This window comes from Streptomyces sp. NPDC041129, assembly GCF_055592265.1.
Genome location: NZ_JBVIYV010000012.1, coordinates 217,633 through 235,848 on the forward strand (window position 1 = coordinate 217,633; position 18,216 = coordinate 235,848).

Consider the following 18,216-nt stretch of genomic DNA (forward strand, 5'->3'; position numbering starts at 1 on the left):
CCCAACTGCCGCTCCTGACCGCCTCGACGACATTCCTCGGGAAGGACATGATGAAGCTTCTCCTCACCGACTCCGGCGTCAAGAACGCGAGCATCCAGGGTGCGCTGGTCGACCTCCTGGGTAAGCCGATCGCCGAGTCCAGCGCTCTTTGCATCCCCACCGCGGGGTATGGGGCCCCCGACGCCGATCCGGGCGGGCCATGGCGATTCATCAGCGGACGGTCTCCCAGCCCCATGACGGGGCTGGGGTGGAAGTCGGTGGGCGTGTTGGAGCTCACCGCGCTGCCCAGCATCGACGAAGCGCGCTGGGTCTCCTGGGTCCAGGAGGCCGACGTCTTGCTGGTCAATGGCGGTGACGGGCTGTACCTGTGCCATTGGATGCGGGAGTCCGGGCTGGCTGATCTCCTTCCGTCGCTGCCCGACACGGTCTACGTGGGACTGAGCGCCGGAAGCATGGTGGTGACCCCCCGCATCGGGGAGGAATTCGTGGGCTGGAGGGCGCCCACCGGCGGCGACAGCACGCTGGGCGTCGTTGATTTTTCGATCTTCCCGCACCTGGATCATCCGGACTGTCCGGAAAACACCATGGCCGCGGCAGAGCGATGGGCGGCCAGGATCACGGGTCCGGCGTATGCGATTGACGAGCAGACCGCCATCAAGGTGGCCGACGGCGCCGTCGAAGTGGTCTCCGAGGGCCACTGGAAGCTGTTTTAGCACTTCCCTCTTGAACAGCGCGGTGCCATCGACGCGGGTGCTCGGGACTCGCGGCGGTCCGAGTGGGGGAAGTGCTGGTCCCTTCCACCTCCACCCGTCATGGGAACCCATCCTGCCGGAGCCGGGTGCCTGCTCCCTCAGCGGCCGGTGGCGGGGCTCAGAGTGCGTGCTTGCATGCGGCCGAGGACGGCACAGTCTTCGCCGTCCGCGACCGCACGGGCGGCGAAGGTCGGCGGCATTCTGATGGGATCGGCAGACGGTGGAGCGACGTTCACGTTCCACGTGACCGGTTCGGAGTCGGGGAGGCGCCCGCAGAGCGGGGGGAGCAGTTCCGTGAGCCGGGTCTGGTCGGGAGTCACGTGCCTGTTCGGCGCCTTGGGTTGACGCACCTGCACGCCTTCTGGCAGGTGCGGGGAACCGCCGATGGGTTCCGTGTCGCCAAAGGGCCTTACGGCTGCCTCAGCACCTCGAGCCCGGCCTGGTCCGTTTCCTCGGGTGTTCCGCCGAGGCGGTGGACCATGACCCAGCGACCGTCGTCCATTGCTCCGGCGAACAGCGAGGCGTCGCGCGTCGCGCCGTTGTGCCAGCGCAGGGAACCCGTCGTTTGCCAGGATGGCGCGGGATCCCCCAACCTGCGTTCCACCAGGAGTCGTACGACCAGTTCGGCGGCCGCGCGAGGGGTGGCCCACAGGCCGCCGGCGGGCAGGATCGCGCCGTGCATCGTCCACGGCCGACGGACCATTCCCATGCGGCCTCGGGCCAGAAGGCGCCTGCCCGGGTCCGGGGTTGCGGTCACCTCGGTGATGTCCAGCGGACGCAGGACGTACTCGGTCACCAATTCCTCGTAAGAGGTGCCGGCCGCAGCGGTCAGGGCTTCGCCGAGGATGGCGTAACCGAGGTTGGAGTACTCCTCATGCCGGCCGGGTGTGCGGGTGACGATGGTGTCGATACGGTTCAGCAGCTCGTGCACGGTACGACGGTCGAACGCCGCGTACGGGTCCCGGCGCGAGAGGCGAGGTGGCAGACGCGGAAGGCCGGACGTGTGCTGGGCCAGATGGAGCAGCGTGATCCCGGTTCCGGGAGTAGCGGGAAGCCACCGCTCCAGGGGATCGTCGAGCGTGAGCTTCCCGGCCTCGGCCATGCGGGTCAGCGCGGTGCCGGTGATGACCTTGGTGAACGAGCCGATTTCGACAAAGCGGTCCACTGCATGACCGTCGCTGACTGCGGGTGGAGCGGCGTTGCTCAGGACGCAGGTAGGAATGCGGCGCACGACGGGCCTTTCTTGAACGCGGATGGTCATCTCGGTTGGCTCAGGCATCCGAGGGGCGATGTTCACGTGCAGCAGCTCGGCGGCCAGCACAACCTTTTCATCCGGCGCACCGTCAAGCTGTCGACGCAGCTTGACCAGGAACGTGTCCGACGACTCGTCCGGACGGTCCACGAACCGAGCACGCAGGTCGGTGACCGTGGGCTCAGTCCACGCCTCCACGCGCGGCGCGAAGACGGGCACGGGACGGTAGTCCCCGTCCTCCGTCCGTGGGCGTGGCCGGCGTGTTCGAGGAAGGGGTGGGCCCCTACCGTCCGGCTTCGGCCCCCAGTTCCGCCAACCGGGTCAGGGCGGGCAGGGCCGCTGCGATCGCCTGTCGTTCCGCGGGCGTGAGCTGGGCGATCAGCGGGGTCAGGTGGCGGCCCCGGTCCTCCCGCCGGGACTGGCCGATCTTCCGGCCGCTGTCGGTCATGTGGACAAGGACGGCGCGTCCGTCCGTCGGGTCGGGGCGGCGTTCCACGAGGCCGTCGCGCTCGAGCCGGGTGACCAGCTGGGTGAGCCCCGGCTGGCTGATCTGCTCGGTCTTCGCGAGTTCGGTCAGCCGCTTCGGACCGCTGACGGCCAGTGTGTCCAGTACGGACAGTGTCGTGAACGACAGCTTCTGCACCGCGGGAAGCCGGATGTAGTAGCGATTGAAGTTCTCGATCGCTCTCGTGAGGTCTCCGACATCCAAGTCGGTGTTGCTGTCGGCACGCTGAGTAGGAGTCACCCTGGAAATGTATCGCAGACTTATATAAGCTCCTGATCGATTGCGTGCCGGCGCCTCGGCCAGGCGCACGGTTTGCATGGCACCTCGGCGCAACGGCGCGTCAATGGACCTGTAGAGCGCTAGGTGAGGAACACACCAATGACTGTGCGAATCGGCATCAACGGCTTCGGGCGCATCGGTCGCAACGTTTTCCGTGCTGCGGCCGCTCGGGCTTCGGAGCTGGAGATCGTCGCCGTCAACGACCTGGGCGACGTGCCCACGATGGCCCATCTGCTCGCCTATGACTCGATTCTGGGGCGCTTCCCCGAGGAGGTCGCCGCCGAGCCGGGCGCGATCCGCGTGGGTGACCGGACGATCAAGGTCCTCGCCGAGCGCGACCCCGGCGCCCTGCCCTGGGGTGACCTGGGGGTGGACATCGTGATCGAGTCCACCGGCATCTTCACCGACGCCGCGAAGGCGCGCTCACACGTCGAGGGCGGAGCGAAGAAGGTCATCATCGCCGCTCCGGCCAGCGGCGAGGACATCACGCTGGTGATGGGTGTCAACGACGGTGACTACGATCCCGAGCGCCACACCATCATCTCCAATGCCTCCTGCACCACCAACTGTCTCGGCGTACTGGCCAAGGTGCTGCACGACGCCATCGGCATCGACAGCGGCATGATGACCACGGTCCACGCCTACACGCAGGACCAGAACCTCCAGGACGCCCCGCACAAGGACCTGCGCCGCGCCCGGGCCGCGGCCATGAACATCGTGCCCACCTCCAGCGGCGCCGCCAAGGCCATCGGCCTCGTCCTGCCGGAACTCGCCGGCCGGCTGGACGCCTTCGCCCTGCGGGTGCCCGTCCCCACCGGCTCGGTCACCGACCTCACGGTCACGACCCGCCGCGGTACCACGGTGGACGAGGTGAAGGAGGCGTACGCGGCGGCGGCCTCGGGACCGTACAAGAGCCTGCTGTCCTACGTGGACGCCCCGTTGGTCAGCACCGACATCGTGGGCGACCCGGCCTCCTGTGTCTTCGACGCCGGGCTCACCCGGGTGTCCGGCCCGCAGGTCAAGGTCGTCGGCTGGTACGACAACGAGTGGGGTTACTCGAACCGGCTCATCGACCTCTCGCTTCTCATCGGGTCGACTCTGTAGGTTCTCGCCGACCCGGCGTCTGCACCACCCGCACGTCAGTGACGGTGTTCCGCCGAAGCGGCGGCCACCGCTTCGGCGCGCCCGTGAACCGGCGCGCAGCGCACCCGGCGTCACCGATGCCGTCGGCGTGCCCGGATGCCCGACGAATCCCACGCACGACGCCACGAGGACAGACTCCATGACGGAACTTCCGAGGTTACCGTTCGACAACCCAGACATAATCGGCATCGCGCCCCAGATGCTGGCGCTGCAGCGGGAGGGGCCGATCACCAGGGTGCGGACCCCTGGTGAGGATGCCTGGCTGGTCACCCGCTACGACGAGGTGAGGACTCTTCTCGCCGACCGCCGGCTCCGTCTCAGCAATCCCGACCCGGAGGGGCCGGCCAAGAGCGCGGCCAGGGCCTTCATGGTCGCGCTGATGGCCGGGGACGACCACGAGACCGAGCCCGCCAGGCATGCGCAGATGCGTTCGCTGCTCGTGCCCCGGTTCACCACGCGCCGTATGCGCCTGATGAAGACCCGGATCGAGCACCACGTGGACGAGCTGCTCGACCAGTTGGCCGCCAGTGCCCCGCCGGTCGACCTGCACCGCGCGCTGTCGTTTCCGCTGCCGACCATGGTGGTCTGCGATCTGCTCGGCGTCCCGTTGGCCGACCGGGAGCGGTTCGGGCAGTGGGCGAGAGGCACCTTCGACCAGAGCGACAACCAGCATTCTGCGAACACCTTTCAGCAGGTCGTCGACTACATGATGGAACTGGTGGCACGCAAGCGGATCGAGCCGGGCGACGACATCCTGTCCGAGCTGATAGCCGAGACGGACGGTGCGCTGTCCGACGCGGAAATCGCCCAATTGGGCAATGCCGTGCTGCTGTTCGGCTACGAGACCACCATCGTGCGTATCGACCTGGGCACCCTGTTGCTGCTGCGCAATCCGGACCAGCGTGCCCTGCTGGTCCAGAATCCCGAACTCGCGCCGGCCGCGGTCGAGGAGATCCTGCGCCTGGGCGTCGGCGGCAAGGGATCCAACGCGCTGATACCCCGCTACGCGCACGGCGACATCACCGTCGGCAAGACGGTGATCCGGACCGGAGAGGCCGTGATGCTGGCCATCGGCGCGGCCAACTACGACGGCCGGGCGTTCCCCGACGGCGATCTGTTCGACCTGGCCCGGGTCAAGCCCAAGTCGCACCTGGCGTTCGGGCACGGCGCCCGGCACTGCATCGGCCGAACGCTGGCCCGGATCGAGCTGACCGCGGTGTTCGAGCGGCTGTTCCGCAGACTGCCCGACCTGCGGCTCGCGGTACCCGAGGAGTCGGTGCACTGGCAGGAGCACCGGATCACCGGCGGGTTCGATGAAATTCCCGTCACCTTCTGAGTGGCGTCGCGCGAGCGAAAGCACAGCCATCCACCGTTCATTGTCATAGACGGCACATACCGCAAGCTCGAAACCCTCGGCACGCCCGGATGTTTGACGCTCCTTCCCCCACGCACAGACGTCACGAGGACAAGGAACCATGCCGGACACTTTCAGCGACTACGTCGACTGCACGCCTCTTCTCGACGACCGTGATGCCCTCGACCGGTTCTACGACGAGCACGGCTACCTCTATCTGCGCGGCGCCCTGGACCGTGAACTCGTGGCGACCGCCGCCGAGCAGATGCTCGAGGGCCTGATCGCACTCGGCCACGCCGCCCCCGGCACCACGCTCGACACCCTCACCATAGAGTCCTACGAGGCGGTCGACGAAGTGGCGATGCACGACTACGTCAGGTACGACGACCTGTGGAACCACCCCACGACCCTGAAGGTCTGGGAGAAGGTCTTCGGCGAGCCCGTCTTCGTCTTCAAGTCGACGACGATCCGCTACTACCCCTCAGCCCCGGGGTCCGCGGAGCCGAGCTTCCTGACGCCGCTGCACCAGGACGGCTTCTACATCGGCCCGAACAAGGACTTCCGCACCGCCTGGATACCGCTGCTCCCGACGACCCGCGGCATAGGCGGCGTCGCCGTCGCCGACGGCAGCCACAAGAAGGGCCCGCGCGAGCACGTCGTCACCGAGAACTTCCGCCGCTTCGGCCACGCCGTGCGCGGTATCCCGCCGGAGGAGTTCGGCGCGGACGAGCAGCTGCTGTTCTCGCCCATGGAACCGGGCGACGTGATCCTCTTCCACGCCTTCATGTGCCACAAGTCCATCCCGAACGTCTCGGTGGACCCGGCCGGCATGCGGATGTCGATGGACACGCGCATCCAGCCCGCCTCCTCGCACCGGGGGTTCAACGCCCTGACCCCCTGGCCGGAGTCCGCGAAGGACGCCTCCAAGGGGATCATGTCGAAGATCACCGGCACTCCCACCACCACCGAGTGACGTCACCACCTCGCACCCGCCTCAACCGTCCCCCCACAAGCGCCAGGGTAGGCAGCGCATGACGAAACGCGAGGGTCTCCCCCCTCTGACGGGGCCCAACGCGACACAGGAGCCCTCGGCCGGCACGGAACCGGTCGCCGCGGGGCTCAGTGGCATCGCCCTCGTGGTGGTGCTCACCGGATACGCCCTGTCCATCGTGGACGCCTCCATCGTCAATGTGGCGCTGTCCTCGATCAGTGACGACCTCCACGGCGGCGCCGCCGCACTGGAGCTGGTGGTGTCCGGCTACGGCCTCACGTACGCCCTCGGCCTGGTGCTGGGCGGACGGCTCGGCGACGCCTTCGGCAGACGGCGCCTGTACGCCTGCGGGCTCGCTGCGTTCACCGTCACCTCGGCGCTGTGCGGGCTCGCACCGACCATCGAGTTCCTCGTCACGGCCCGGCTGCTGCAGGGCGCCGCCGCCGCCATGCTCGTACCGCAGGTGCTGGCGACGATCCAGGCGGTCACCAAGGGGCAGGCGCGCGCCCGTGCGATCGGCATGTACGGCGCCACCGCGGCCCTCGGCATGGTCATCGGGCAGATCCTGGGCGGGCTGCTGGTCTCGCTGGACGTCGCCGGGATCGGCTGGCGGTCGGTCTTCGCGATCAATGTGCCGATCGGAGTGGCCGCGCTGCTGGCCGTCCGGCGCGTCCCGGCGTCCAGGGCCGACGCGAAGCCGGGCTTCGACCCGGTGGGCACCGTGCTGTTCGGTGTCACCATGGTCTGTGTCCTGGCCGTGGTCGTTGCGGGTCCCGACCTGGGCTGGCCGCTGTGGCTGTGGTCGCTGCTCGCGGTCGCCGCGGTGGGTGCGCTGGCGCTGGTGCGGGTCGAACGCGGGCTGGAGGCGCGGGGCGGCTCACCGCTGCTGCCCCCGTCGGTGCTGTCCCGTCCGGGGATGCGCAGAGGGCTGGCGGCGATGGTGCCGTTCTCGGCCGGCTTCGGCGCCTTCCTGTTCGTCTACGCGCTGGTCGCGCAGGGTCACTTCGGCTTGGACGGGCTCTCCTCCGGCGGAGTGCTGGTGCCGTTCGCCGCGGCGTTCTTCGTGGTGACGCTGTTCACCCCGAGGATCGCGGCGGCCCTGGGCGGCCGGATCGTCACCCTGGGCGCCGTCGTCCAGTGCGCGGGCCTGCTGCTGCTGGCGCTGGTGATCGGGCTGGGCTGGCCGCATCCCTCCCTGGCGCTCGTGCTCGTCGGGATCGGCCTCTTCGGGGTGGGCGCCGCACTGACCGGACCGACGCTGTTCCGGATGATCCTCGCCGACGTGCCGCCCGCGCAGGCCGGCATGGGCAGCGGTGTGCTGGTGACCAGCCAGCAGATGGCGACCGCGTTGGGCGCGACCGTCGGCGGAACCCTCTATGTCTCGCTGTCCGGTTGGCTGTCGACGGTGTCGGCGGCCGTGCTCGTCGTCGCCCTGTTGGTTTGCTTCGCGGTGACCGTGCTCGTGATCAGCCTGAAGCTCCCCGACCCCAGGTGACCCTCGCGCCCGTCGAACGGTGCGATCTGATCCAGACCTTCTCGTCGGCAAGGGCGCGCCGTCCTTCGGCGTTCCCGCGCGCAGAAGCGGAGACAGCCAAGTGCAGCTACAGACAAGGGCCGTTGTGGTCACGGGCGCGGCCAGCGGTATCGGCCTCGCCCTCAGCGCCCGCTTCGCACGGTCCGGTGCCGGCGTGGTCATGGCGGACGTCGAAGGCGACGCGCTGCACCGCAGGGCCGCCGAACTCACCGCACAGGGCGCTCGGGTCACCGCCGTGACCGCGGACCTGACCGATCCGGACGCCGTCGAACGGCTCGCGGAAACGGCGTTCGACGTGCTCGGCGACGTCGACGTGGTGTGCAACAACTCCGGGGTCCTCGGCCCCGTGGGACAGCCTCTGTGGGAGGTGCCGTTGGAGCGGATGCGGCAGGTGTTCGAGGCGAACCACTGGGCGCACGTCCTGGTGGCCCGCGCCTTCGTCCCCCGGCTGCTGGAGCGCGGCCGGCCCGCCCATCTCGTCCACACCGCCTCGATGTCCGCCTTCGTCGTGGGCGCGGGCAGCGCCGCCTACGCCGCCTCCAAGCACGCCGATCTCGCCGTCGCCCGCAGTCTGCGCGCCGATCTGCGGGGCACCGGGATCCGGGTGTCGGTGCTGTGTCCCGGCCGGGTCGACACCCCCATGGTCCAGGGCCTGACAGCCCCGCGCGGCGCGGGCGGTGACACCTCGGTGAGCGCCGAGGACGTCGCCTCAGTCGTGTGGGAGGCCCTCGGCTCCGACCGCTTCTATCTGTTCAGCAACTCCGACGCCCCGTCGCGGCTGCGCGATCAGTTCGACGACGTATGGCGTCATGTTTCCCTTCCGCCCCCTTCCCCCGAGGAGGAGCTGTGGCCCGCGCCGAAAGCGATGACCGTAGCGATGGATCACTGAGCATCGACCTGGAAGCGGTGAGGGAGAAATACCGGCAGGAACGCGACAAGCGCGGCGTCGGTCGCACCTACCAGTTCGCGCGCGGTGACTTCAGCCGCTACGCGCGGGACCCCTACACCGAGCGGCGGGAGCGCGAACCGCTCTCCGACGAGGTGGACATAGCCGTCGTCGGCGCCGGCATCGGCGGCCTGCTCACCGGCGCCCATTTACGCAAGGAGACCGGCCTGGAGCGCATCCGGCTGATCGACGAGGCCGGCGACGTCGGCGGCACCTGGTACTGGAACCGCTTCCCCGGCGTCCGGTGCGACGTCGAGAGCTACATCTACATGCCGCTGCTCGAAGAGATCGGCACGATACCCACCGAGAAGTACGCCACCGGCCCCGAGATCTTCGCCCACCTCCAGCAGATCGCCCACAAGTACGACCTCTACCGCGACGCCCTCTTCCAGACCACCGTCACCGAGCTGCGCTGGGACGAGGCCGCCGGGAGGTGGCTGGTGAGCACCGACCGCGGCGATCTGATCCGGGCCCGGTACGTGGCCATGTCGATCGGTCTGATGCACCGCCCCAAACTCCCCGGGCTGCCGGGTCTGGAGACGTTCGCCGGGCACTCCTTCCACACCAGCCGCTGGGACTTCGACTACACCGGCGGTGACAGCACCGGCGGCCTGACCAGGCTGAAGGACAAGAAGGTCGGCGTCATCGGCACCGGCTCGACGACCATCCAGCTCGCCCCGCACCTCGCCGAGTGGGCCGAGCAGCTCGTCGTCTTCCAGCGCACCCCGGCCGCGGTCGACGTGCGCGGCAACCGGCCCACCCCGGCCGACTGGGCGGACAGCCTCGAGGCGGGCTGGCAGCAGCGCCGGATGGAGAACTTCCACGCGCTGACCTCCGGTGTCCCGCAGGACGAGGACCTGGTCCAGGACCGCTGGACGCAGACCACGGCCAAGCTGGCCGCCGCGATCCTGCCCACCGGCGACACCGGGGGCGACCCGAAGGAGCGGGCGCTCGCGGCCGAGCGGGCGGACTTCCTCAAGATGGAGGAGCTGCGCGCCCGCATCGACAGCGTCGTCATGGACCCCGCGACCGCCGCCGCCCTCAAGCCGTACTACCGCGTGTACTGCAAGCGGCCCTGCTTCCACGACGGCTACCTCCAGACCTTCAACCGGCCCAACGTGACCCTGGTCGACACCCAGGGGCAGGGCGTGGAGCGGCTCACCCCGGCCGGTGTGGTCGCGAACGGCCGGGAGTACCCGGTCGACTGCCTGGTCTTCGCCACCGGCTACGAGCACGAGTTCGCCGTCCCGTACACGGACCGCGCCGGGTACGACATCGTCGGCCGGGACGGTGTGAAGCTGTCGGAGAAGTGGGCCGACGGGGCGCACACCCTGCACGGACTCCAGGTGAACGGTTTCCCCAACTGCTTCATCCTGTCGAAGGTCCAGGCCGGCAGGCACGTCAACATCGCCTACATGCTGGGCGAGCAGACCCGGCATCTCGCACACATCGTCAAGTGCGTCGAGGAGCGCGGCCACCGGGTCGTGGAGGCCTCCGAGGCCGGCGAGAAGGAATGGGTCGAGGAGATCCTCCGGCTCGCCAGCAACGACCTCGACTTCCTGGAGAACTGCACGCCCGGTCTCTACAACAACGAGGGCGACCCGAGCGGACTGCCCCTGCTCAACTCCAGCTACGGCGGCGGCTCGGTGGAGTTCGTGAACATCCTCAGGCGCTGGCGGGAGGCGGGCGACCTCGCCGGCCTCGAACTGCGCTGACCAACCCCACCCTTCTGCGAAAGGAGGCAACGCCCATGGACATAACGCCGATACCCGGCGCCGCTCTGGGCGCCGTCGTGCACGGCGCCCAGGTCGGCGGCGACATGGACGACACCCAGGTGGAGGAGATCTGGGCGGCGCTCGACGCGCATCTCGTCCTCGCCTTCCGCGGCCACGAGACCCCCTCCTACGAGGAGTTCCTGGCCTTCGGCCGCCGCTTCGGGTACATCCCGAAGACCGGTCTGACCAGCGGCGCCCACCCCGACCACAACGAGATCCTGATCGTCTCCAACCTGGTGGAGGACGGCCGCAAGATCGGCGTCGGCGACGCCGACTGGATGGGCTGGCACACCGACTACTCCTTCCGCCCCCGCGTCTCCCAGATCGGGTTCCTGGAGGCCGTGGAAGTGCCGTCCTCCGGCGGCGGGGAGACCCTCTTCACCGACATGTACGCCCTGTACGAGTCGCTGCCGCCCGAGGAGCGCCGGCTCCTGCACTCCTACCGGGTCCGCCACGCCCTGCGCACCGGGTACGAGGAGACCATCGAGGAAGAGCTCCAGGGCGAGGTGTCCCTCGGCGAGGGCACCGAACAGATCCAGCCCGAGGACGGCACCTCCACCATCCACCCCCTCATCGCCCGCAATCCGCGCACCGGCCGCCAGTCGGTCTACATCAGCACCCTGAACACCAAGCGGATCGTGGACCTCTCCCCCGACGACAGCCGCAAGCTGCTAGACGAGTTGCTGGCGCACGCGGGCAAGCCCCAGTACACCTACGCCCACACCTGGCGGCCCGGGGACATCGTCATGTGGGACCAGCTCGGCACCGTCCACGCCAAGCAGGCCTTCGCCCCGGCCGAACGGCGCATCATGCGCCAGGTCGTCAGTATCTTCGACGACCCGACCGCGCCCTGGCGGGCGGAGGTCGCCGCATGAGCACCGCCCCCGCCTGCCTCAGCCACAGCCGGGTCACGATCACCCCGGCGCTGCGCGCCGCCGTCGACCGGCTCGACCACCGTTCACGTCACCAGGCGGCCTACCACTTCGGCTGGACCACCGCCGGCGGCGCGCCCACCACGGCCGACGCCGGCAAGGCCGTACGGCCGGCGCTCGCGCTGCTGTCGGCCGAGGCGGTCGGCGCACCGCCGGAGGTCGCCCTGCCCGGCGCGGTCGCCGTGGAGCTCGTGCACAACTTCTCCCTGGTGCACGACGATCTGATGGACGGCGACGAGGAGCGCCGCCACCGGCGCACGGTGTGGAAGCTGTGGGGTCCCTCCAGCGCCATCCTGACCGGTGACGCGATGCTGGCGCTCGCCCAGGAGGTGCTGCTGGACACCGGGCTGCCGACGGCGGCGCCCGCCGCCCGGCTGCTGGCGCGCACCACCCGGCACCTGATCCGCGGCCAGGTCCAGGACCTGTCCTTCGAACAGCGCTCGCACGTCACGGTCGAGGAGTGCGTCGACATGGCCGCCGGCAAGACCGGCGCGCTGCTGTCGGCGAGCGCCGCGATCGGCGCCGTCCTCGCCGGGGCGCCGGAGGCGACGGTGGAGGCGCTGGCGCTCTACGGCGACCAGGTCGGCATCGCCTTCCAGCTCGTCGACGACGTTCTCGGCATCTGGGGCGACCCGGCCGTCACCGGCAAGCCGGTCCACTCCGATCTGCGCTCCCGCAAGAAGTCCCTGCCGGTGAGCCACGCACTGAACCAGGACGGCCCGCTCAGCGGCGAGCTGGCCGCCTGGCTCACGACCTCCGGCGAACTGGACGAGGAGGAACTGCGGCGCGTGGCGGGCCTGATCGAGGGCGCCGGCGGCCGGGACTGGGCGCTGGCCGAGGCCGCCCGGCGGATGGCGCTGGCCGAGGACGCGCTGCGCGGTGTCGAGCTGGACGCCGGCGCGCGGGACGAACTCCTCGCGCTCGGGCGGTTCGTCGTCGACCGCGAGGTCTGAGACCGGGCCGGCCCCTGTGCCTCCATCCCCCCGACCGACCTTCTGATCAGCGCAGAACTCCCGCCAGGGCGCCACCACGCCCGCTGCTGCTCCGAACCCACTCCTAAGGATTCCCCCCATGCCCCAGGACGTCGACTTCCACATACCCCTGCCGGGCCGGCAGAGCCCGGATCACGCCCGCGCCGACGCCGAACAGCTCGAGTGGCCGCGCTCGCTCGGGCTGATCAAGTCCGAGGCGGCGGCCGAGCGCCATCTGCGCGGCGGCTACGCCGACCTGGCCTCCCGCTTCTACCCCCACGCCACCGGTGCCGACCTGGACCTGGGGGTCGACCTGATGTCGTGGTTCTTCCTCTTCGACGACCTCTTCGACGGACCGCGCGGCGAGAACCCGGAGGAGACCAAACAGCTCACCGACGCGGTCGCGGCGGCGCTGGACGGTCCCCTCCCCGACACCGCGCCCCCCATCGCCCACGGCTTCGCCGACATCTGGCGGCGTACCAGCGAGGGCATGACACCCGCCTGGTGCGCGCGCAGCGCCCGGCACTGGCGCAGCTACTTCGACGGCTACGTCGACGAGGCGGAGAGCCGCTTCTGGGACACGCCGTACGACTCCGCCGCCCAGTACCTGGCCGTGCGCCGGCAGACCATCGGGGTGCAGCCGACGGTCGACCTCGCCGAGCGCGCGGGCCGCTTCGAGGTGCCGCACCGGGTCTTCGACAGCGCCGTGCTCTCCGCGATGCTCCAGATCGCCGTCGACGTCAATCTGCTGCTCAACGACATCGCCTCGCTGGAGAAGGAAGAGGCCCGCGGCGAGCAGAACAACATGGTCATGATCCTGCGCCGGGAGCACGGCTGGTCCAAGGACCGCAGCGTCGCCCACATCCAGAGCGAGGTGCGGGTCCGCCTGGAGCAGTACCTCCTGCTGGAGTCCTGCCTGCCGCAGGTCGGCGACATATACGGGCTCGACGCCGCCGAGCGCGAGGCCCTGGAGCGCTACCGCGACAACGCCGTGCGCACCGTGATCCGCGGTTCCTACGACTGGCACCGTTCCTCGGGCCGCTACGACGCCGAGTTCGCGCTCGCCGCCGGCGCCCAGGGCTACCTGGAGGAGCTCGGCAGCACCGCCCGCTAGCAGCACCGCCCACCAGCAACGTGCGCCCGCGCCCGGCTGTCGCGGCGGCACGGCTCTGGGCGGTCCGGAACGGCTGTCAACAGATCAGTAGAGACGGGAAGTTGAGAATCGAATGAGCGAGCAGACCACCTTCTCGGCGGGTGCGGCGCCCGGGGCGCTCCCCGTCGTGGGACACGCCCTCCAGATGATGCGTCACCCCGTGAACTTCATGACCTCGCTGTCCGCCCACGGCGACCTGGTCGAGATCAGGATCGGCCCCACCAAGGCCTACGTCCCGACCCACCCGGAACTGCTGCGGCACGTCCTGACCAACGACCGCGTCTTCGACAAGGGCGGCGTCTTCTACGACCGCGCCCGTGACATCGCCGGCAACGGCCTGGTCACCTGCCCGTTCGCCGACCACCGCCGCCAGCGCCGGCTGATGCAGTCGGCGTTCACCCGCGGTCAGCTCAAGCGGTACGCCGAGGCCATGCACGCCGAGATCGAGGACACGGCGTCGCGCTGGCAGGACGGCATGGTCGTCGACGCCTTCCAGGAGATGTACGGCATGGCCCTGCGCACGGTCGGCCGCACCCTGTACTCCACACCCGTCAGTCCCGAGCTGGCGGCCCAGGTGGAACGTTCCTTCGACGTCGTGCTCAACGGTCTGTTCCGGCAGATGTTCCTGCCGGCCTCGATCCGCCGGCTGCCGCTGCCCTCCCAGCGCCGGTACCGGAGCAACCTGGACTTCCTGCACGAGACCACCCAGCAGCTCATCGACGACTACCGCAGCTCCGACACCGAGCACGACGACCTGCTCGCCGCCCTGATCGCCTCCCGCGACGACGACGGCGGCCGGCTCGGCGACACGGAGATCCACGATCAGGTCATCACCGTCATGGCGGCCGGCACCGAGACCGTCGCCGGCACTCTCACCTGGGTCTTCTACCTCCTCTCCCAGCACCCGGAGATCGAGGCCGCGCTCTACGACGAGATCGACACCGTCCTCGACGGCCGCGCCCCCGAGTGGGACGACCTGCCGAACCTCTCCCTGACCGACCGGATCATCTCCGAGACGCTGCGACTGCACCCGCCGGCCTGGCTGTTCACCCGTCTCACCACCGCCCCGGCCGAACTCGCCGGCCGCCGGCTGCCCTCCGGCTCGACCGTCGTCTTCAGCCCCGCCGCGGTCGCCCAGTACGAGGACGCCTTCGACAACCCCAAGAAGTTCGATCCCGACCGCTGGCTCCCGGACCGTGTCGCGCCGGCCTCCCGCCACGCCTACGTGCCGTTCGGCACCGGCGCCCGCAAGTGCATCGGCGACCTCTACGCACGCACCGAGGCCACCCTGGGGCTCGCCACCATCCTCGGCCGCTGGCGGGTCACGTGCGAGCCCGGCATGGACATCCGCCCGGTCCCGCTGGCCACCGTCTACCACCCGCGCCGGTTGCGCCTGAGGCTGGACGCGCGCACCCCGCGCCGGACGACCTCCGCAGTCCCCGCACCGGCCGGGGGCGACGCGGCATGAGCGAAGGGAACGTCCTCCTGGCCCAGCCGCGCGGCTTCTGCGCGGGCGTACGGCGCGCCATCGGCATCGTCGAGCGGGCGCTGGACCTGCACGGGGCGCCGGTGTACGTGCGCAAGGAGATCGTGCACAACCACTACATCGTCTCGGAGCTGGAAAAGCGCGGCGCGGTCTTCGTGGACAGCGAGGAGGAGGTCCCGAAGGGGGCGGTCTGCGTGTTCTCCGCTCACGGCGTCTCCCCCGGCGTGCGCTCCGCCGCCGCCGGCCGGCAGCTCGAAGTCATCGACGCCACCTGCCCGCTGGTCTCCAAGGTCCACAGCGAAGCGGTGCGCTTCGCCCGCGACGGGCGCACCATCCTCCTGGTCGGGCACGAGGGCCACGAGGAGGTCGAGGGGGTCCTCGGCGAGGCACCCGACCGGATCGTCGTCATCGAGACCGAGGACGACGTACCGCGCCTCGGCCTGCCCGACGACACCCCGGTCGCCGTCCTCACCCAGACCACCCTCTCGTTCGACGAGACCGAGCGCGTCGTCGAGGCCCTGCGCGCCCGCTTCACCGATCTGATCACCCCCGGCGACGACATCTGCTACGCCAGCCAGAACCGGCAGAACGCCGTCAAGGACCTCGCACGCGACAACGACCTGGTCCTGATCGTCGGCTCGGACAACTCCAGCAACTCGCTGCGCATGGTCGAGGTGGCCCGCGACCACGGCGCCGTGGCCCATCTGGTGCCCGACGAACGGCACCTCGAAGCGGCCTGGCTGAAGGACGTGTCGTCGGTCGGGATCAGTGCCGGGGCCAGTGCCCCGGAGATCCTCGTCGACGGGCTCGTCGCCCGGCTCGCCGAACTCGGCTTCGACGAGGTCGAGCTCCAGCGGGGCATCGCCGAGGACGTCGTGTTCTCCATGCCCGGCCGGCTGGCCGACCCGGTCACCGGCCGCGTCCCGAGGACACCCCTGGCCGGCGAGGTCTCGCCCACGCCGGGTGGGGTGCGATGAATCCGCCCCCGGAGAAGGAGAGTTGCGCCATGCCAGACCTGGAGGGGATCCGGGGGCCGGAGGACCTGCGCGCGCTGTCCCCGCAGGCGGCCCGCGAACTGGCACCGCGGATCAGGCGGCTCCTGGTGGACACCTGCACCGCCAACGGCGGCCACCTCGGCCCCAACCTCGGGGTCGTCGAACTGTCCATCGCCCTGCACCGCGTGTTCGACTCCCCCCGCGACAAGATCCTCTGGGACACCGGCCACCAGGCCTACGTGCACAAGATCCTCACCGGCCGCGCGGAAGCGCTCGCCACGCTGCGCCGCACCGGCGGCATGTCGGGCTACCCCTGCCGCACCGAGTCCGAGCACGACGTCATCGAGAACTCGCACGCCTCGACCTCCCTGTCCTGGGCGGACGGCCTCGCCCGCGCCAACGCCCTGCTCGGGCGGAGCGACCGCGCCGTGGTCGCCGTGCTCGGTGACGGCGCGCTCACCGGGGGCATGGCCTGGGAGGCGCTCAACAACATCGGGGCGGCCCCCGAACGCCCCGTCGTCGTGGTCCTCAACGACAACGGGCGCTCCTACGCCCCCACCGCCGGCGCCGTCGCCGGGCACCTCGCCGACCTGCGCGCGGGCGATGCCCCGCAAGCCCTGTTCGAGAACCTGGGGCTCGCCTACGTCGGCCCGGTCGACGGCCATGACATCGAGGCCGTGGAGACGGCGCTGCGCGAGGCCGTCGACCTGCGGAGGCCCGTGGTGGTGCACTGCGTCACCGAGAAGGGCCGCGGCCACCTCCCCGCCGAACAGGACGACACGGACCGCTTCCACGCCGTGCGCGCCGCCTCCGCCCGGAACCCGGAGGGCGCACCCAGCTGGACGTCCGTGTTCGGCAGCGAGCTGGCCGACCTCGCCGCGGAACGGCAGGACGTGGTCGCCGTCACCGCGGCCATGCTCGACCCGACCGGGCTCGGCGAGTTCGCCCGCCGTCACCCCGAGCGGGTCATCGACGTCGGCATCGCCGAACAGCACGCCGTGACCGCAGCCGCGGGGCTGGCCCTGGGCGGGCTGCACCCGGTCGTCGCGCTGTACTCCACCTTCCTCAACCGGGCCTTCGACCAGCTCCTGATGGACGTGGCCCTGCACCGCGCCCCGGTCACCTTCGTCCTGGACCGCGCCGGGGTGACCGGTGACGACGGCCCCTCGCACAACGGCATGTGGGACCTGTCGCTGCTGAATCTGGTGCCCGGCCTCCGGCTGGCCGCCCCACGCGACGCCGCCACCCTGCGCCGCGCCCTGCGGGAGGCCGTGGCCTGCGACGACGGCCCAACCGCCCTGCGCTTCCCCAAGGGCTCCAGCGGGGCGGACATCCCGGCCGTGGACGTCTGCGCCGAGCTGGACGTCCTGCACCGCGGCGAGCGTCCCGACATTCTCCTGGTCTCCGTCGGCGCCATGGCCGCGACCTGCGTCGAGGTCGCCGAACGCCTGGCCGAGCGGGGCGTCGGCGTCACCGTCGTGGACCCGCGCTGGATCAAGCCTGTGCCGCCCGGGCTGACCGGGCTCGCCCTCGATCACCTGCTGGTCGCCACGGTCGAGGACAGCGGCCGGGTCGGCGGCGTCGGGGCACGCGTCGCCCAGGCGCTGAGCGACGCCAGGCCGGGCCTGGCGGTGCACGTCTTCGGTATCCCGCAGCGCTTCCTCGACCACGGCTCACGGGCCGAGATCCTGGAGGCCTCCGGCCTCACCCCTCGCCATCTCACCCTCGCGCTGCTGGAGGCCCTGCCGCCGGGATGGCAGGGCCGGCGGGGAGCCACCGCGTCCCTCGCCGTCGGCTGACACCGGCCACCCCGGCGGGTGGCCGGCGCCCATCGCACCCTGGCGACCTCGCCGCCGCGTCCTTCTCCAGCCTCCAAGCCGTCAACGGCCCACAGTCATCAGCCACAACCCGGTCCGCTTGGACCGGCCGACCATCTTGGGGAACTGTCATGCCTGTCGCTCTCGGAGTGCCGACGGTGCCGCCGAGGCTGGCCTCACGACGTACCAGCCGTCAGATCCACGTAGGGTCCGTAGCCGTGGGCGGGGACGCCCCGGTCTCGGTCCAGTCGATGACCACGACCCGTACGTCCGACGTGGGCGCGACCCTCCAGCAGATCGCCGAGCTGACCGCGTCCGGCTGCCAGATCGT

At 70.4% G+C, this 18,216-nt stretch carries 16 protein-coding genes; 14 read left to right on the plus strand and 2 right to left on the minus strand.

Annotated elements, in window-relative coordinates; genetic code table 11:
- The first annotated feature begins 50 nt into the window (after nt 1–50).
- Nucleotides 51–713, plus strand: coding sequence for a Type 1 glutamine amidotransferase-like domain-containing protein (locus ACZ6B1_RS31280; protein ID WP_468783871.1), 663 nt, complete (start codon nt 51–53; stop codon nt 711–713).
- Between the two features lie 448 nt (nt 714–1,161).
- Here the strand turns inward: ACZ6B1_RS31280 and ACZ6B1_RS31285 are convergent, their stop codons facing one another.
- Together ACZ6B1_RS31285 and ACZ6B1_RS31290 are read right to left on the minus strand one after the other, a co-directional pair.
- On the minus strand, nt 1,162–2,223 hold the full coding sequence (locus tag ACZ6B1_RS31285) for a serine hydrolase domain-containing protein (RefSeq protein WP_468783873.1): 1,062 nt from the start codon (nt 2,221–2,223) through the stop codon (nt 1,162–1,164).
- 64 nt (nt 2,224–2,287) lie between these two features.
- On the minus strand, nt 2,288–2,749 hold the full coding sequence (locus ACZ6B1_RS31290) for a MarR family transcriptional regulator (RefSeq protein WP_468783875.1): 462 nt from the start codon (nt 2,747–2,749) through the stop codon (nt 2,288–2,290).
- 138 nt (nt 2,750–2,887) lie between these two features.
- On the opposite strand from ACZ6B1_RS31290, the gene gap reads away from it, so the two are divergent.
- The 13 genes from gap to ACZ6B1_RS31355 form a co-directional block, all read left to right on the plus strand.
- Entirely contained in the window at nt 2,888–3,892 is a 1,005-nt protein-coding gene (gene gap, locus ACZ6B1_RS31295) for a type I glyceraldehyde-3-phosphate dehydrogenase (RefSeq protein WP_468783877.1), read from the plus strand.
- 178 nt (nt 3,893–4,070) lie between these two features.
- Nucleotides 4,071–5,267 carry a pentalenolactone synthase gene (penM, locus tag ACZ6B1_RS31300; RefSeq protein WP_468783879.1) on the plus strand — a complete coding sequence of 399 codons (1,197 nt, stop codon included), beginning with the start codon at nt 4,071–4,073 and terminating at the stop codon, nt 5,265–5,267.
- Between the two features lie 139 nt (nt 5,268–5,406).
- Complete coding sequence (gene ptlH / locus ACZ6B1_RS31305; protein ID WP_468783881.1) at nt 5,407–6,258, plus strand: 1-deoxypentalenic acid 11-beta-hydroxylase; 852 nt, start codon at nt 5,407–5,409, stop codon at nt 6,256–6,258.
- Between the two features lie 58 nt (nt 6,259–6,316).
- Nucleotides 6,317–7,771 carry an MFS transporter gene (locus ACZ6B1_RS31310; RefSeq protein ID WP_468783883.1) on the plus strand — a complete coding sequence of 485 codons (1,455 nt, stop codon included), beginning with the start codon at nt 6,317–6,319 and terminating at the stop codon, nt 7,769–7,771.
- Between the two features lie 100 nt (nt 7,772–7,871).
- Nucleotides 7,872–8,699, plus strand: a complete 828-nt coding sequence (gene ptlF, locus ACZ6B1_RS31315; protein ID WP_468783885.1) for a 1-deoxy-11-beta-hydroxypentalenate dehydrogenase — start codon at nt 7,872–7,874, stop codon at nt 8,697–8,699.
- A 17-nt stretch (nt 8,700–8,716) separates the two neighbouring features.
- The gene (gene ptlE / locus ACZ6B1_RS31320) at nt 8,717–10,471 is read left to right on the plus strand and encodes a neopentalenolactone/pentalenolactone D synthase (RefSeq protein WP_468783887.1); all 1,755 of its coding nucleotides are present in this window, start codon (nt 8,717–8,719) and stop codon (nt 10,469–10,471) included.
- Between the two features lie 35 nt (nt 10,472–10,506).
- Nucleotides 10,507–11,406, plus strand: coding sequence for a neopentalenolactone/pentalenolactone F synthase (ptlD, locus tag ACZ6B1_RS31325; protein WP_468783889.1), 900 nt, complete (start codon nt 10,507–10,509; stop codon nt 11,404–11,406).
- On the plus strand, nt 11,403–12,416 hold the full coding sequence (locus ACZ6B1_RS31330; protein ID WP_468783891.1) for a polyprenyl synthetase family protein: 1,014 nt from the start codon (nt 11,403–11,405) through the stop codon (nt 12,414–12,416). Before ptlD ends, ACZ6B1_RS31330 begins: the two co-directional genes overlap by 4 nt.
- A 118-nt stretch (nt 12,417–12,534) precedes the next feature.
- Nucleotides 12,535–13,548: a pentalenene synthase gene (gene ptlA, locus ACZ6B1_RS31335; RefSeq protein ID WP_468783893.1), complete on the plus strand. Its 1,014-nt coding sequence runs from the start codon at nt 12,535–12,537 to the stop codon at nt 13,546–13,548.
- A 112-nt stretch (nt 13,549–13,660) separates the two neighbouring features.
- A complete protein-coding gene (gene ptlI, locus ACZ6B1_RS31340) occupies nt 13,661–15,055 on the plus strand; it encodes a pentalenene oxygenase (RefSeq protein WP_468783895.1) in 1,395 nt (464 codons plus the stop codon).
- Nucleotides 15,052–16,050, plus strand: coding sequence for a 4-hydroxy-3-methylbut-2-enyl diphosphate reductase (ispH, locus tag ACZ6B1_RS31345; RefSeq protein WP_468783897.1), 999 nt, complete (start codon nt 15,052–15,054; stop codon nt 16,048–16,050). The genes ptlI and ispH overlap by 4 nt, the downstream gene beginning before the upstream one ends.
- A 29-nt stretch (nt 16,051–16,079) precedes the next feature.
- Complete coding sequence (locus ACZ6B1_RS31350) at nt 16,080–17,867, plus strand: 1-deoxy-D-xylulose-5-phosphate synthase (RefSeq protein ID WP_468783899.1); 1,788 nt, start codon at nt 16,080–16,082, stop codon at nt 17,865–17,867.
- 149 nt (nt 17,868–18,016) lie between these two features.
- On the plus strand, nt 18,017–18,216 hold a 200-nt coding region (locus ACZ6B1_RS31355), incomplete at its 3' end, for a flavodoxin-dependent (E)-4-hydroxy-3-methylbut-2-enyl-diphosphate synthase (RefSeq protein WP_468783901.1).

What these genes read in the sequence shown, in the direction of transcription:
- ACZ6B1_RS31280 (WP_468783871.1), top strand. Translation starts at nt 51, where the DNA reads ATGAAGCTTCTCCTCACCGACTCCGGCGTCAAGAACGCGAGCATCCAG.
- gap (WP_468783877.1), top strand. Translation starts at nt 2,888, where the DNA reads ATGACTGTGCGAATCGGCATCAACGGCTTCGGGCGCATCGGTCGCAAC.
- penM (WP_468783879.1), top strand. Translation starts at nt 4,071, where the DNA reads ATGACGGAACTTCCGAGGTTACCGTTCGACAACCCAGACATAATCGGC.
- ptlH (WP_468783881.1), top strand. Translation starts at nt 5,407, where the DNA reads ATGCCGGACACTTTCAGCGACTACGTCGACTGCACGCCTCTTCTCGAC.
- ACZ6B1_RS31310 (WP_468783883.1), top strand. Translation starts at nt 6,317, where the DNA reads ATGACGAAACGCGAGGGTCTCCCCCCTCTGACGGGGCCCAACGCGACA.
- ptlD (WP_468783889.1), top strand. Translation starts at nt 10,507, where the DNA reads ATGGACATAACGCCGATACCCGGCGCCGCTCTGGGCGCCGTCGTGCAC.
- ACZ6B1_RS31330 (WP_468783891.1), top strand. Translation starts at nt 11,403, where the DNA reads ATGAGCACCGCCCCCGCCTGCCTCAGCCACAGCCGGGTCACGATCACC.
- ptlA (WP_468783893.1), top strand. Translation starts at nt 12,535, where the DNA reads ATGCCCCAGGACGTCGACTTCCACATACCCCTGCCGGGCCGGCAGAGC.
- ptlI (WP_468783895.1), top strand. Translation starts at nt 13,661, where the DNA reads ATGAGCGAGCAGACCACCTTCTCGGCGGGTGCGGCGCCCGGGGCGCTC.
- ispH (WP_468783897.1), top strand. Translation starts at nt 15,052, where the DNA reads ATGAGCGAAGGGAACGTCCTCCTGGCCCAGCCGCGCGGCTTCTGCGCG.
- ACZ6B1_RS31350 (WP_468783899.1), top strand. Translation starts at nt 16,080, where the DNA reads ATGCCAGACCTGGAGGGGATCCGGGGGCCGGAGGACCTGCGCGCGCTG.